Source organism: Clostridium beijerinckii (assembly GCF_036699995.1).
In the GTDB taxonomy this organism is placed as follows: Bacteria; Bacillota; Clostridia; order Clostridiales; family Clostridiaceae; genus Clostridium; species Clostridium helianthi.
Window position 1 is genome coordinate 2,743,319 of sequence record NZ_CP144906.1, and the last position, 15,178, is coordinate 2,758,496.

Annotated in this window: 13 protein-coding genes; 7 read left to right on the top strand and 6 right to left on the bottom strand. The window is 29.1% G+C overall.

Going from position 1 to position 15,178, the window contains the following annotated elements; translation table 11 throughout:
- Nucleotides 1-149 precede the first annotated feature (149 nt).
- Entirely contained in the window at nt 150-599 is a 450-nt protein-coding gene (gene msrB / locus PZA12_RS12745; protein ID WP_103699126.1) for a peptide-methionine (R)-S-oxide reductase MsrB, read from the top strand.
- 113 nt (nt 600-712) lie between these two features.
- Here msrB and PZA12_RS12750 read toward each other — a convergent pair whose 3' ends face one another.
- The gene (locus PZA12_RS12750) at nt 713-1,678 is read right to left on the bottom strand and encodes a YbgA family protein (protein ID WP_103699127.1); all 966 of its coding nucleotides are present in this window, start codon (nt 1,676-1,678) and stop codon (nt 713-715) included.
- A gap of 223 nt (nt 1,679-1,901) precedes the next feature.
- On the opposite strand from PZA12_RS12750, the gene PZA12_RS12755 reads away from it, so the two are divergent.
- Entirely contained in the window at nt 1,902-3,008 is a 1,107-nt protein-coding gene (locus PZA12_RS12755; RefSeq protein ID WP_103699128.1) for a CobW family GTP-binding protein, read from the top strand.
- A gap of 520 nt (nt 3,009-3,528) precedes the next feature.
- Here PZA12_RS12755 and PZA12_RS12760 read toward each other — a convergent pair.
- Nucleotides 3,529-3,693 carry a hypothetical protein gene (locus PZA12_RS12760; RefSeq protein WP_181006038.1) on the bottom strand — a complete coding sequence of 55 codons (165 nt, stop codon included), beginning with the start codon at nt 3,691-3,693 and terminating at the stop codon, nt 3,529-3,531.
- 251 nt (nt 3,694-3,944) lie between these two features.
- Between PZA12_RS12760 and PZA12_RS12765 the strand changes: the two genes are divergently transcribed.
- On the top strand, nt 3,945-4,883 hold the full coding sequence (locus PZA12_RS12765; protein ID WP_103699129.1) for a GTP-binding protein: 939 nt from the start codon (nt 3,945-3,947) through the stop codon (nt 4,881-4,883).
- Nucleotides 4,884-5,002: 119 nt separating this feature from the next.
- On the opposite strand, the gene PZA12_RS12770 is transcribed toward PZA12_RS12765, so the two are convergent.
- Complete coding sequence (locus tag PZA12_RS12770) at nt 5,003-5,842, bottom strand: Cof-type HAD-IIB family hydrolase (protein WP_103699130.1); 840 nt, start codon at nt 5,840-5,842, stop codon at nt 5,003-5,005.
- Between the two features lie 247 nt (nt 5,843-6,089).
- On the opposite strand from PZA12_RS12770, the gene PZA12_RS12775 reads away from it, so the two are divergent.
- Complete coding sequence (locus PZA12_RS12775; protein ID WP_103699131.1) at nt 6,090-6,839, top strand: DeoR/GlpR family DNA-binding transcription regulator; 750 nt, start codon at nt 6,090-6,092, stop codon at nt 6,837-6,839.
- Between the two features lie 54 nt (nt 6,840-6,893).
- Here the strand turns inward: PZA12_RS12775 and PZA12_RS12780 are convergent, their stop codons facing one another.
- Entirely contained in the window at nt 6,894-8,885 is a 1,992-nt protein-coding gene (locus PZA12_RS12780; protein WP_103699132.1) for a fructose-1,6-bisphosphatase, read from the bottom strand.
- A gap of 135 nt (nt 8,886-9,020) precedes the next feature.
- Nucleotides 9,021-11,201, bottom strand: coding sequence for a glycogen debranching protein GlgX (gene glgX / locus PZA12_RS12785; protein WP_103699133.1), 2,181 nt, complete (start codon nt 11,199-11,201; stop codon nt 9,021-9,023).
- A 352-nt stretch (nt 11,202-11,553) separates the two neighbouring features.
- Between glgX and PZA12_RS12790 the strand changes: the two genes are divergently transcribed.
- The gene (locus PZA12_RS12790; protein ID WP_103699134.1) at nt 11,554-12,612 is read left to right on the top strand and encodes a cell wall-binding protein; all 1,059 of its coding nucleotides are present in this window, start codon (nt 11,554-11,556) and stop codon (nt 12,610-12,612) included.
- Between the two features lie 210 nt (nt 12,613-12,822).
- Here the strand turns inward: PZA12_RS12790 and PZA12_RS12795 are convergent, their stop codons facing one another.
- On the bottom strand, nt 12,823-13,029 hold the full coding sequence (locus tag PZA12_RS12795) for an alpha/beta-type small acid-soluble spore protein (protein WP_077842918.1): 207 nt from the start codon (nt 13,027-13,029) through the stop codon (nt 12,823-12,825).
- 213 nt (nt 13,030-13,242) lie between these two features.
- Between PZA12_RS12795 and PZA12_RS12800 the strand changes: the two genes are divergently transcribed.
- Together PZA12_RS12800 and PZA12_RS12805 are read left to right on the top strand one after the other, a co-directional pair.
- Nucleotides 13,243-13,437 (top strand): alpha/beta-type small acid-soluble spore protein, encoded by a 195-nt coding sequence (locus PZA12_RS12800; protein ID WP_077839924.1) that lies wholly within the window; start codon nt 13,243-13,245, stop codon nt 13,435-13,437.
- 834 nt (nt 13,438-14,271) lie between these two features.
- Entirely contained in the window at nt 14,272-14,982 is a 711-nt protein-coding gene (locus PZA12_RS12805; RefSeq protein ID WP_103699253.1) for a YdcF family protein, read from the top strand.
- Nucleotides 14,983-15,178 lie beyond the last annotated feature (196 nt).

The window sequence follows — 15,178 nt, forward strand, 5'->3', positions numbered from 1 at the left end:
TTAAGTATGCTTGGATTTAAGGTGTTAAAATATAAGGGTCACATATAGGTGTAAGATTACTATAAATGAATTAGTGTTATTCATTTGTCACATAATATTAATAAGTATACAGAAATAAATAATTTCAAAAGAGAACAGGGAGGAAACAAATGAGTCAAAAGTATGTAAAAAAATCCAATGAAGAATTAAAGAGGAGTCTGACAGATGAACAATATAGAATTACACAAGAAAATGGTACAGAAGCTCCATTTTCTAATAAATATGATAATCTGTTTGAAAAAGGGATTTATGTAGATATAACTTCAGGTGAGCCATTGTTTGTATCAACCGATAAATTCAACTCTGGGTGTGGCTGGCCTGCATTTTCCAAGCCAATAGATAGAAAGGTAATAAAAGAAAAAATAGATAAAAGCCATGGCATGGTAAGAACGGAGGTCCGAAGCAGTACTGGTGATGCACATCTAGGGCATGTATTTACTGATGGACCTGAAGATATGGGAGGATTAAGATACTGTATAAACTCAGCAGCACTTAAGTTTATCCCAAAAGAAAAGATGAAAGAAGAAGGTTATGAAGAATATTTAGATAAGATACTATAATAGTAGCATTATTATCATGATATTAATTATAAGTAACTTTAAGAGAATAAATAAAGCTAATATTTCTTAACGGCGGTAAAGATATCGCCGTTAAAATTTAATCAAAAATCGAATTATATTTCTATCTTTTCTGAATCTTCTAATATAATCAAATCTTCTGGGTAAGGATTAAAATAAGTTTGTTCTAAAAGGTACTCAATATTAAATCTTAATATATACGATTTAACTAAGAGCATAGGAGACATTATTGTAAGTTTTTTCATTTTGTATTTTTCTAAGGAATCCATTAATAATTGTGTTTCTTCATTAGTTATGTATTTTGAAAAATATCCCATGGCATGCATTAGAACATTTATATTATTTGTATACTTAGGAAGTTTTTCAAATGCCAGATTCAAATTCTTCTCATATTCAGATATAATACTTTTTATATCATTATTTTCACCATTTGCTGCGATTCTACCTAAGATTTTAGTATACTTTTGGCTATTTGCCATGAGTAGTAATTTATTTCTGCGTTGAAAATGTATTAATTCATTAAGTGAATTAAATTCCTTGACTTTTCTAAAATCTGCATTAATAAAAATTCTTGTAAGAAAATTATCTCGAATTCTATAATTATGTAATCTGCCTTCATCTTCTATTGGTGCATAAGGAAATTTCTCTTTAATCTTATTTCCAAATATTCCAGCACCTCTTGTGCTTCCTGTAACCTTAGCTGTGCCAGTATAAATTTTTACATTTTTATGTCCACAGGAAGGTGAACCGCTTTTTAAGAGAAAACCGTCTATATTATTTAAATCTTTCAAATATGACTCTGAAAACTCAACCATTTCTTTTGTGAATTCTTTTCCTTCTTTTGGCTCATATAATTTTAATTCATTATTTTCAGAGACAACTCTAATTGTTGGTCTTGGAACTTTAAGTCCTATAGAAGTTTCTGGACAAACATTTATAATATTAACAAAAGGTTTCAATTTTTCAACGAATGCATCAGTTATCATTTGGCCATTGTAACGACAGGCTTCGAAACCTAAACATTTACTAAAAAAGACATTTGGCTTTAAAAAATCACCCATGAAAACACTCCTTTTTTCAATTTACTTATAATATTATCATTTTATAAGTAAGTAATTCATTAAAAATGTCAATAATATAGAAATCATCGATTTATCATTATTGACAGTATTAGATTTTAAGGGTAGGATAAAAATGAAATATTTCTGGAAACGACTTTAAATATTTCCAGAAGGAATAACTTTTAAATATATAATTAATATTTACATAGAAAGGATTTTTTATATGACTAAAATAGATATTATTTCAGGGTTTCTTGGGGCAGGAAAGACTACTTTGATTAAAAAATTAATAGAAGAAGCATTTCAGGGTGAAAAGCTCATGATAATTGAAAATGAATTTGGCGAGATAGGAATTGATGGAGGATTTTTAAATAATTCAGGAATTGAAATAACAGAAATGAATTCGGGATGTATTTGTTGTTCTTTAGTTGGAGATTTTGGAGTTGCACTTAAAGAAGCATTAGATAAATATTCGCCAGAACGTATAATAATAGAACCATCGGGAGTTGGTAAATTATCAGATGTAATTAAGGCAATAGAAAATATAAAAAGCGAAGTAGATATTAAACTTAATAGTTTTACGGCAGTTGTTGATGCTGTAAAATGCAAAATGTATATGGATAACTTTGGAGAATTCTTTAATAATCAAATTGAAAATGCAAATACTATTGTCTTAAGCCGAACTCAAAAGATTTCAGAAGAAAAATTAGAAGTATGTGTATCCCAAATAAGAGAACACAACAGTTTTGCAACAATAATAACAACAAACTGGGATGAGATTAATGGAAAGCAAATTCTATCTGCAATGGAAAGGGAAGAGTCCCTTGAAAAAGAGCTTTTAGTAGAAGTAAAGAATAATAAGTCTGAAAATCATCAACACAGCGAAGAGTGCTGTTGCAATAATCATAAGAACCATACTAAGGAAGAATGTGAATGTGATAATCATGAACATCATATAGATTGTAATTGTAATGATCATAACCATGCTCATCATACTCATGATCATGAGTGTGGATGTGGACACGATCATCATTCACATGATCATCATCATGCAGATGAAGTATTTACGAGCTGGGGAATGGAAACACCAAAAAAGTTTTCTAAAGCAGAAATAAATAATATATTAAAAACTTTATCGGAATCTTCTGATTATGGAATTATATTGCGTGCTAAAGGGATAATCCCTTGCTCAGATGGAGGATGGATAAACTTTGATTTAGTTCCAGGCGAGTATGAAGTGCGTGAAGGAATAGCAGATTATACTGGAAGGCTATGCGTTATAGGTACAAATTTAAATAAAAATGAAATAGAAGAATTATTTGATGTATAGATACAAGCTAAATATTTTGGAGTTATATAAAAATTGTGATTAAGGAAGAGGAGTGAACATTACTGATAATATAGATAACCCAACTAAGACCTGAACTTATGCATATAACTCCCCGAAATGAATAACATACTTTTGTTCCAGTTTCCAGGTAATTCTGATGTGTGATTCTAAGGCTATAAAGTTGCACCCAAAGTGCTAGCATCAAAGAACAAGCGCTCACAGAGAAAGTTCGAAGAACGAAATATAAAATGTTCATAGAGAAAGTTCTGCTAACCAAATATAAAATTTGCAGCATCGCTTTTCGATTCTCACTTTTTGAACTAGCACATTTGGAACAACTTATAGCCAAAGAATCACAGCCATCAAAATTACCAATGAAACATTCCATATTATGACCCTTGTGGTTACAAAAGCATATTACTCATTTCTGTATAGGTGATATTTCATAATCTAAGTATAGTTTATGAGTGTGTTATCTATAATAAAACTCCTCTCTTTAATGAATTCAAATAATTTAAATTCATTTGAGTTTATTTAGTGATATTATGACATTTTTTTGACTTATATCTGAAGAAGGACTTTCATCAATTTGGATTTCAGGGATATTTAGAGAATTTTTCTCACCTAAGGCTTTAATTATCCATAAGATTCTTTTTTGATAGTCCTGTAGTAATTTCCTATTCATGGACATTACCTCTTTTCATAGAATTTAATATGTAGTAGGTTATACTAATATAAATAAAATATACATTAAATGAAATTTTAAGATAAAGTATTTATAATTATGAGGAAAGAAATTTAGAATTAGCAATAGAAATTCATAAGAAAAAACAATTTGAGTTTTGAAATATTAAAAAACTTAAATTATAAATGTAATTTATAGATAGAATTATGTTACATTTAATTAGAAAAATAAGTGAAAGAAGGAATTGATTTATGACGGATGTACCAGTTTTTCTTATTACTGGTTTTTTAGAGAGTGGTAAGACTACTTTTATAAAAGAAATATTTAATGATCCAGAGTTTTATGATGGGGAAAAAATTCTTTTAATTGTTTGCGAGAATGGTGTAGAAGAATATGAAGTTGAATTTTTGAAAAAACACAATGCAAATATTGTTAGCATCAGCAATATAGAAGAATTTACAGAGTTAGCTTTAAAAGAATTCAATCAGAAATATAAACCAACCAAGGTTGTTTTAGAATACAATGGAATGTGGCAATTTGACATTTTTGATAATCTGAAGTTTCCTGATAGAGGGGAGATTGCTCAAATTATAACAACTATTGATGCATCAACATTTGAAAGTTATATGAGTAATATGAAGTCTTTATTAATAGAACAATTTAGGAATTCAGATTTGATTATATTTAACCGTTGCAACGATAAAACAAATAAATTGAAATTTAGAAATAGTGTAAAAGCTATTAATTCAAGAGCAAATATGATGTTTGAATTAGAAAATGGTGAGATTGATGATAGTCCCTTAGAATTACCATTTGATATACATAATAAAGTAATAGAATTTAAAGACTACGATTATGGAGTTTGGTACTTAGATGCAACAGAATATCCAGAAAAGTACGAAGGTAAAAATATAAGAGTGAAAGGTCTTGCTTATAGCAATCCGAAGTATCCTAAAGGTGTTTTTGCATTTGGTAGAAATGCAATGACTTGCTGTGAAGATGATATATCATTTTTAGGTATTCTGTGTCAAACAAGTAAGGCATTTAATTTTAAAGATAAGGAATGGATCGAGCTAGAAGGTATAATTCATAAAAAATATATACAGCAAGAACAAAGGGAGATTCCATATATAGTTGTTAAAGATTATAAAAAAATAGATAAGCTTGAGGAAGAATTAGTTTATTTTTAGTAGATTAGTCATTGACATAAAGTCAATATATAAAAGCAGGTATATTGGAAAATTTCTTAATATACCTGCTTTTTCTGTTTGTTGAATTTATAAATTTGTTGAAAGTTTTTAATTAATTTTTAACTAATTAAGGTATCTTTTTCTATAAACTTTGCAACTCCATCATCATCGAAGCTTGAGATGACACTTGTTGCAGCTGCTTTTGCTTCAGGAACTCCATTTTCAGGAACATACGAACGATCTGCAGATTGTAACATTTCAATGTCATTAAAATTATCCCCAAAAGCAATTACTTCATCTGCGCCAATCAGTTCCTTTAATTCTTTTATAGCAATAGCCTTAGATGCTTTAGAACTAAATATATCTAAAAAGTAATTATCTTTATATACATTTTTGTTAGGAACACATTTTAATATAGGGTTATCTAAAATGCAATTTTCAACATTTTTTATACGATCAAAAGAACCATACAAAACAAAATATAAAATTGTATACCCATCATTTGGAACTTGTGCAAAATCATCATATTGATGACAACGACCTTTGTATAATAAATGCCTTTCTGTAAAATACTCAAGATCATATGGGTCATCAAGATTGTTGTATATGAAGTGGATATCTCCATCTTTCAATGCGTACATAAATCCGTAGCTTTTATATTTATCAAATATTTTTATTAGATGATTTAACTGAGATGTTGGAAATTCATTAATTTTTAGATATTGCTCTTTATTTAAATCATAAAATCCTATACCGTTATTTAATATGATAGGAATGTTAATGGGGATTTCACTTATCAATCTTTTTGCAGCCTGAAGGTTTCGTGCAGTTGCAATACTAAACAATGTACCTTTTTCTATTTGGTTCTTTAAAATTTTTAATGATGTTTGTGAAACTTCTCCATTAGAATTTAATAAGGTACCATCTAAATCTGTTACATATAATATTCTTTTATTCATTTATTGCACCCCTTTATATAAGATAGAATATTTCTGTAAAATAAGTATTAAGAGAATTTATATTACAGTAATTTATATATTGTGAGTTTAGCATAAGAAAGCTGTCAATTCAAGGAAAAGCAGGATATATAAATACATTAAAGTTAATGAATACTGACATTCATGGAAAAATTGACAAATGACTATTTTAAAATATAATTTATTATAGTATGTAATTAAAAGATAGTTAGAAGTGAAAGGACATTTTATGTATCAAGAAGAAAGATTATATGAAATATTAAATATACTTAGAGAAAAAACTGTGTTATCCAATAAAGAAATAATGGACACATTTAATATATCAAGGGATACTGCTAGAAGAGACATTGTTAGATTAGTAGACGAAGGAGTTGCTATTCGGACTCATGGAGGAATTGCAGTGCCATCTATAAGAACTGAAATTAAGGATTATAAGAGTCGCCTAGCTATAAATTCAGAAGAAAAAATAAAATTGGGTAGATATGCAGCTAAATATATATCAACTAATCAAGTATGTTTTTTTGATGTGTCTACCACTGTTGAAGCATTATGTCAGTGTGTTGCAGATGATATTTCTATATATACGCATTCTTTAGACAATATGGAAATACTTGCTGAAAAAAATTGTGACGTTCATTTATTGGGTGGAAAACTGCAACGTAAAAATCGTTTTTTATATGGCAGTGGTACAATAAATCAAATCGAAGATATACATTTTGATATAGCATTTTTAGGTGCTGCAGCAATTAGTGAAGATGGGATTTATGTAGTTGATTTTGAGGATTCCTATATAAAGAGAAAGGTAGCAGAAAGAAGTACTTTTGTATGTGTTATAGCTGATGGTGAAAAGTTTTTTAATTCCAGCACGTTTAAAGCCATTTCCTTTGATAGAATAGATTTATTAATAACTACAAAAGAGCCGCCTGAGAATATAGAAAAAAGAATGAAAGACTCAGGAACTGTTATTGAAATAGTGTGATCTTATAAAAAATGAGAATAAATTATTTACGCAATTTATTCTCATTTGACTTAATTAAATTTTATTTTGCTGCTTTATTAGTCCTTTTCTATAAGCATTAAGAAGCATCTTTAAGTCATCTATTTGCTGCTTGAGATTTACACCTACATCAGTATCTTCAACTCTTTTCCTATTTACAACTTGCTCTAGTAAGAGAGTTGTAGATAAGATGTCAGTCTCTTCTTTTATGGCTGCTTCGGTGGATTCGAATGGCTGATGAGATACTAACTGAAGCCCAAAAGAGTTATATATTAACGTATATCCAGCTAGTCCGGTTTTGGGTTGATATGCTTTTGAAAAACCTCCATCTATAACTAGTAGAGTTCCGTTTGCTTTTATAGGGCTTTCTCCCTTTTTTTCTTCAACGGGCATGTGGCCATTTATTATATGAGATTCAGGTGAGCTAAGCCCAAATTCCTTTAGTATTTTTTTGCAGATATCCTCATTATCTCTTAAGCTAAAATAGGGATCTTTCTTCTCATAATGAGTTTCTTTTTCTTCAATAAAATATTGTTCAAATATTGTCATTCTATCCTTACCAAATAATGGCGAAGAGGCACCACACCACAAATACCACATTATATCTTCTTTATTATCAGAATCATCCTTGTCTTTTGAAAAATAGGCTTCTCTTGCTAGCATATCCAATTTGTTTAAAAGTTCTTTACCTTTATATTCTTTATCAGCTATTTTGACTTTTTTAAAGCTTCCATCTTCATTTAATGGTATAAATCCATGATATAGTAAATTGGAATTAAATTTTAAATATAAACTGCCATTTGAATATAGGAATCGAACATGCTTATTATATTTATCGCTATTAATAAAAGAGGTTTTTAACTTATCAATTAATTCTTTCTCATCATGAGTAAGTTCATATGGATTTTTAGGATCTATAGTAGGAAAAAATGAATCTTTCAGTTTATACGTTTTACCGTTTAAGCTAATAGTTCCTTCGTCATAATTAATTTTATTTAATAAAAGCCGATGATTCATATTAAATTCAGGATGCCTTAAAATCACCTGACCTTCAAGTTTAAATAATATTATAGCTATGGCTTTGTGCATTTGAGCTATTAAATTAATTTCATTAATGCTGTATTTTTTATCACAATCCATCTTAGGTAAGAAGATATTACAGGGATAATCCTTATAAAAATCCATAGAAAAAGTTGCTAGAGGGAGAAGGTTAATTCCGTATCCATTTTCTAAAGTATCCAAGTTAGCATACTTTAGAGAATTTTTTATAACGTTAGCAATACATACGTCTGAACCACAGGCAGCACCCATCCATAAGATATCATGATTTCCCCATTGGATGTCAACAGAATGATATTCAACTAAAGTATCCATAATAATATCGGCACCAGGGCCTCTATCGAATATATCCCCTAAAATATGAAGTCTGTCTATAACAAGTCTTTGTATCAATTTAGAAAGAGCAACTATAAACTCCTTTGATCTATCTGTGTCTATAATAGTTCTAATAATTTGTTCATAATATTCATATTTATCTATTCCTTTAGGCTGTTCATGTAAGAGCTCTTCTATTATGTAAGTAAAATCTTTTGGGAGAGCCTTTCTTACTTTTGAACGTGTATATTTAGAAGAAACATATCTGCATATTTCGATTAATCTATATAAATTTATTTTGTACCAATCATCTATGTTTTCTTCTTGCTTTAATACTATCTCTAGTTTTTGCTCAGGATAATATATAAGGGTTGCTAAACTTTTTTTCTCACTTTGCATCAAACTATTTCCAAAAAGATCTTCAATTTTTCTTTTTATTACTCCTGATGCGTTTTTTAATACATGAATAAAAGGCTCATACTCTCCGTGGATATCAGTTAGAAAATGTTCGGTTCCTTTTGGTAAATTTAAAATTGCCTGAAGATTTATTATTTCAGTAGAAGCTTCATTGATTGTTGGATATTGTTTAGAAAGCAACTCTAAATATCGCAAGTTGTCAGATATTTCATCAGTTGATAGACCGTATTTTTTCATTGTTACATCTCCTTTGTTGCTATTAAGATAATATCTTCTATAACTAATTAAATTATAGAAGAAGGTTTAATAATAAACAATAATATTAATAAAATAAGAGCTTAAAGTAAATCAAGCTCTTATTATCTTATAAATTTATATTTTGCTTATACCAACAAGAATCATAACAGATCTAGGTTCTATCTCAAGTGTCTCTCCAACTTGGAGCATCTGATCAATTGAATCGCTAATGTCTTCTCCAGAAGGCATGGCTGTATTTACAGCAATTCGCCATTCTAAGTATATAGGGAGCTCAGGTAATCTCACATATTGCGTTTCCCAATGCGCATTGATGCAAAGGTACACAATGTCATCTTCTTTTTCTTTTTTATTCCATCCTGCAAACATTATCCCAACTGTTCTAGTACTATCTGACGGATCTAAATACCAAGGTTCTATACCGTGCTTACTAACAGGAGGTAAGCCACATCGTGATTCTTCAATCCTGTCCTTAATAGCAGGATGCCGTTTTCGAAAATTTATCATATTTTTAAAGAAAGTAAATAAATCATGATTCTTATATAGGAGACTCCAGTTTAACCATGAAATTTCATTATCCTGACAATATGGATTATTATTTCCAAACTGTGTATTTCCAAATTCATCTCCAGATAAAAGCATTGGGGCTCCCTGACTTGAAAGAAGAACAGCACAAGCATTTTTTATTAGCTTTCTTCGCAATTTTATTATATTTTCATCGTCAGTTTCTCCTTCAGTACCACAATTCCAACTATTATTGTTGTTTTCACCATCTGTATTATTCCAACCATTTTCTTCATTGTGTTTATCATTATAAGAATATAAGTCATATAAAGTGAATCCATCATGGCAAGTAATAAAGTTTACTGAAGCATTTTTTCCTCTTATATCCGGATTATAGAGATCATAAGATCCGGTAATTCTTTCAGCAACAGTATCAGCTAATCCTGAATCGCCCTTTAGAAACCTGCGAATATCATCTCTATATTTTCCATTCCATTCACACCATCTTTTCCAAGAGGGAAAACTGCCGACTTGATATAATCCCCCTGCATCCCATGCTTCAGCTATCAATTTTGTATTTGCAAGAATAGGATCAAATGCCAGGCTTTGCAATAGTGGCGGATTATTCATTGGTGATCCATCTTCGTTTCGGCCAAGGATTGAAGCTAAATCAAATCTGAATCCGTCAACACGATATTCTGTAACCCAGTAGCGAAGGCAATCTAAAATCATTCTATGGACTATTGGGTGATTGCAATTTAAAGTATTTCCACATCCGCTGAAATTATAATATTTCCCATCTGGTGTAAGCATGTAATAAACATTATTATCAAACCCCTTAAAAGATATATATGGGCCATACTCATTGCCTTCAGCAGTATGGTTAAAAACAACATCTAAAATAACCTCTATTCCATCTTCATGAAATTTCTTTATCGAAGACTTCAGTTCATCCCCTTCTTTATTACGTTCAATTCCAGCAGCGTAACTGGTGTTTGGAGCAAAGAAACATACAGGATTATAACCCCAATAATCACAAAGCAAATTACCTCTAACATATCGTGCATCAAGCATTTCATCAAATTCAAAAATTGGCATAAGTTCTACAGCATTGATTCCAAGTTCTTTTAAATAAGGAATCTTTTCGGCTAATCCAGCAAATGTTCCAGGATAATTAACTTCTGACGATGGATGCTTAGTAAAGCCCCTTACATGCAACTCGTAAATAATCAAATCTTTCATAGGAATTAAAGGTCTTTTACTGTTTCCCCAATCAAAATCATTAGAGACAACTCTTGATTTATATTGATTTCCACATATTGTTTTTGTTCCCCATACGCTTTGTCCAGCAATCGCTTTTGAGTAGGGATCAAGTAAATATTTACTACTATCAAAAACTAATCCTCTTTCAGGTATATATGGGCCGTCCACACTATATGCATATTCGAATTCTTCAATATCTAATCCAAGTACTATCATAGAGTATACATTACCTATTCGATAGTATTCAGGAAAAGGAATGACAGCATAAGGTTCGCACATAGCAGGCTTAAATAAGAGTAGTTTACATGATGTTGCGTTCTGAGAGTGGATAGTGAAGTTAACACCTCCCGGTATAACTACTGCACCATTTTCTAGATAAAATCCAGGGCGAATTTTAAATCCCTCAAATTCGTCCGTGGGGATTAAATTTTTCTGGAGTGTTTTTACAAATTCATCGAAATTTACAGTATTTTTTAAGGTATTTATATCTAGTTCTATATTCTCAGCAATTGAAAATTTAGAAGTATCCATAATATATTTTCCTCCTTAATATTATTAGGACCCTCTTAGTTTTATTATATTAGGATGCATATGCTTTTAATCGATAAATGAAATAATTATTTAATTATTACTTAAATTATTGTATCGAAATTCAAATTTATATGCTTTTAACTAATGTAAGTTGGAAATATAGGATTAAGATATTTAAGTTGTGGTATAATTTTCATATGAACTATTAATTGCATAAAATTGGCTATATAAAAAATAATTTCCGATGAAGGTAAAGTATATTTATAGATAATAAACAAAATATGGAATGTTTTATATAAAACAAATGGAGAAGCTATATACACTATAAGATTTGGGAATGAGGGGGAATTAGATGACTAAAAAAATAATTTACAGCTTACTTATTGTAGCAGCGGTAGTTTCTGCAATACCAAAAGAAGTTTCAGCAGAATGGAAGCATAATAATACTGGTTGGTGGTATGAGGAAGGAAAATCTTATAGTACTGGTTGGAAACAAATAAATGGGTCGTGGTACTATTTTGGTAATGATGGTTATATGAAGACCGGATGGATTTTAGATAAGGTTTGGTGGTATTATTTACAGGATAATGGTGCTATGGCATCTGGAAAAACATCAATTAAAGGAAAGGAGTATAAGCTTGATAATAGTGGGAAATGGATAAATAATGCTCTTCCTAATAGAAATGTTAATATGAACATTAGCAGGCCTCCTTCAGAGGAAAAAATGACTACAATCACAGATTTTAGCTTGTTTGAGGAAAATGGAAATGAGTATTTTAAAATTCAAGATAGCTATTATCTAAAAGGTGTATGGAATATAGATGGTAATATATATATTTTTGATGAAAATGGTGTGTTGCAAAAAGGCGAATATACGTCAGAAAGTGGCAGAAAATATAGCTTGGGAGAGGATGGCAGAGTTATAGAATGTCTTAGTGATAAAAATTATAATTTATGTACAGAATATGCACTGACTACTAAATCAACTACAGAAAACTATGAGGTTAAATTAGATGATAGCAATATGCTTACTATAACTGATGTCAATTCGGATGAACCAGAAAAGGATGGAGTAAGAATTGAAGATGGAACAGGTTATAAATTAGACAATACTAAACCAAAGGCAACTATTAAGGAAAACACTTTATATTGTAGAACTAATCAAGCTATAGATTTAGGAATGATAAAAGTAAGTAGTGTAGATGACAAAAGTTCATCATTTCCTAATTTAATAGTAATGTCTAATAGTGAAGATGATAATATTGCCGTTTCAGGAATAAATTTAAGTTTGGAGGATGGATTTTTCAAAGAGATTCATCCAACAGTTATTGCATACAAAGCAGGAAAAACTACTATTACAATAAATGTTAATGGAATCAAGACTTCGTTCGATGTAATAGTTACTGAATAATTTTCTACACTAATATGTAAGGTTAATATTTTTATAATTGTTATGTTTAGTATATATAGAATATTACATTAAAATATAAACTCAAATAGAAGAATTGAGTAATGTATATATAAGTATTAATACAAGCTTAAATAAAAAAGAAAATAGATATGCTATTTTGACTAGTTACACAATTTTAGTAACTAGTCATTTATGGTTTTGAAGAGGAGATTACTTGTCAATTAAATTTTTCTCATATTCCTCTATCATTTTTTTTGTCATCAATCCTCCAATTGGTCCACCTACACGACCATTTAACCTTGATGACTTATTTCCTTTATAATTATCATTAAGTTCTATGCCAAGCTCATTCTCAAATTCTATTTTTAACTTATCTAGTTTTGCTCTTGCTTCTGGAACTAAAGGCCTTCTGCTCATAATTTAACACCTCCATATCAGTATTAGTTTTATAAATTTATAGTAAAATATACTTAATAAATTATTGAATTTAACTGAAGGGATATTCTGGAAAATTAATACAAAGGAGAATTTTAATAATTTTTTTACAAGTATTTGCATAGATTAAAATTTGTAAGAGTGGTTAATATATTAATGCCAAACAAAATCATAGATTAAGGGAGGTAGATTAAGATGGCTTCAAGAAATAAAACTTTAGTTCCAGAGGCAAAAGTAGGTTTAAACAGATTAAAAACTGAGGTAGCTTCAGAAATTGGGTTAAATGACTATGAAAACATTGATAAAGGGAACCTTTCTTCAAGACAAAATGGTAGTGTTGGCGGAGAAATGGTTAAGAGAATGATAGAGAGTTACGAACAAAGTCTCTAGAAATAGATACTTAATGTTTTAACTCAGTTCTTCAATTACCATCCATCCTAAATGAAAGCTAGTAGAATATAGTTAATTACTATTTATTCTACTAGCTTTTTTATTGTATATGAATCTATATTCAAATGAAATCTATGGAAAATAAAAGAGAATAAAAGAAATAGGAAGCATAGATGAGATTCTGAAAAATAATAAAAATAAAATGAGATAAATGGCAGAAAATTTATATGGAATTACTTTACAATATGGTATAAAATGTAAAAGAAGGCGATTAAACATATACTCAAAGGAGTTGAATAATATGTTATATTTATATACTATATCAATAAAGTTAAGTTGTTTATCCTTAATATTGCTATTATTTAGGCTTATTATAAACAAGAATAATATTAATATTTTTGCTAACAAGGAAAAAAGAGGTCTACTGATAACCATACTTGTCATTAGCATTGTACCAATAATTAATATATTTTTTGCAGTTTCAAGTATATATGCGTCAATTTTTATGAAAAAGGAAAAATTTATAAAATTCATCAATGAATAGCTTTAGTAGAATCTAAGGCTATTTTTTCATGAACTTATTACCTCTATAAACTACTAATAAAAAGTATATGAGGATTTTTCATCATAAAGTAATTATAAATTTGCTTAGGAAGATAATTTCTGAATATGAAATTATTTATATATATGACAACAATATTACAATATTATTATATATTTTATAAGATTTATATAAGCGTATTTCATCTTTCTCAGTTACAGATATAATATTTATAAGAAGTTTAAGATTAATTAAATTATGTATAGATGATTAACCTGGAGGAGATGAGTTTAATGAAAATTAGATATATGTTATCGGAATTATGGATTGCGTTTGGTTTTCCAATTATAGTTTTAGGAATTATAATTTTAGTATATTACTTTTCTAAAAAGATAATGAAAAAGAATATGTTTTTTTATAAGATATTTAGATACATAAAAATATCATCTTGCATCATATTTATTTGTTTTATAATAATAGAAGCTTTAATAATAAATTATCCAAAGTATAATCGAAATAGTGACGATTATATTATTGTACTTGGCGCAGGACTTGATAATGGAGGAGTTCCTAATTTAATACTTCGGGAAAGACTTGATATTGCTATAAAATGTATGAAAGAAAATTTAGCTCAGTATATCGTTTTATCCGGAGGACAAGGTACAGATGAAAGTACATCAGAGGCACAGGCCATGAGTGAATATTTACAGGCTAAAGGGATAGAAAAAAACAAGATAATATTAGAGGATAAATCAAGAGATACTAATGAAAATCTAAAATATTCTAAAGAAAAGATTGAAGAATCTAGCAGCAAATCAATAAGTGACATTAAAGTAAAAATAGTGACAACAGACTTTCATGCTTTTAGAAGCAGTGTTTTAGCAAAGAAGAATGGTTATAAAAATTTTGATAATTATTCCAGCACTATGCCTTGGTATTTTGTACCTTCAACATATGCTAGGGAATCCATTGCAGTTATTAAGAGTATATTGCTTGACAAATAAATGAGTGATTATGAAATAATTACACTACAACAGGGTTTATAAATTTAATTTATAACAACAAACGATTACAAGCACAAGATATACATAATTAATATATAATAATACAAAAGATTATATATTTAGTTAGAAGGGGATAAGTATGTTGGCGGTAGTTATTTTGGTTTGCATAGTATTAATTGCATGTAATACTTTTTAT

Coding starts and splice junctions, on each gene's coding strand:
- msrB (WP_103699126.1), top strand. CDS start 150: ATGAGTCAAAAGTATGTAAAAAAATCCAATGAAGAATTAAAGAGGAGT.
- PZA12_RS12750 (WP_103699127.1), bottom strand. CDS start 1,678: ATGGGTGATTTTTTAAAGCCAAATGTCTTTTTTAGTAAATGTTTAGGT.
- PZA12_RS12755 (WP_103699128.1), top strand. CDS start 1,902: ATGACTAAAATAGATATTATTTCAGGGTTTCTTGGGGCAGGAAAGACT.
- PZA12_RS12760 (WP_181006038.1), bottom strand. CDS start 3,693: ATGAATAGGAAATTACTACAGGACTATCAAAAAAGAATCTTATGGATA.
- PZA12_RS12765 (WP_103699129.1), top strand. CDS start 3,945: ATGACGGATGTACCAGTTTTTCTTATTACTGGTTTTTTAGAGAGTGGT.
- PZA12_RS12770 (WP_103699130.1), bottom strand. CDS start 5,842: ATGAATAAAAGAATATTATATGTAACAGATTTAGATGGTACCTTATTA.
- PZA12_RS12775 (WP_103699131.1), top strand. CDS start 6,090: ATGTATCAAGAAGAAAGATTATATGAAATATTAAATATACTTAGAGAA.
- PZA12_RS12780 (WP_103699132.1), bottom strand. CDS start 8,885: ATGAAAAAATACGGTCTATCAACTGATGAAATATCTGACAACTTGCGA.
- glgX (WP_103699133.1), bottom strand. CDS start 11,201: ATGGATACTTCTAAATTTTCAATTGCTGAGAATATAGAACTAGATATA.
- PZA12_RS12790 (WP_103699134.1), top strand. CDS start 11,554: ATGACTAAAAAAATAATTTACAGCTTACTTATTGTAGCAGCGGTAGTT.
- PZA12_RS12795 (WP_077842918.1), bottom strand. CDS start 13,029: ATGAGCAGAAGGCCTTTAGTTCCAGAAGCAAGAGCAAAACTAGATAAG.
- PZA12_RS12800 (WP_077839924.1), top strand. CDS start 13,243: ATGGCTTCAAGAAATAAAACTTTAGTTCCAGAGGCAAAAGTAGGTTTA.
- PZA12_RS12805 (WP_103699253.1), top strand. CDS start 14,272: ATGAAAATTAGATATATGTTATCGGAATTATGGATTGCGTTTGGTTTT.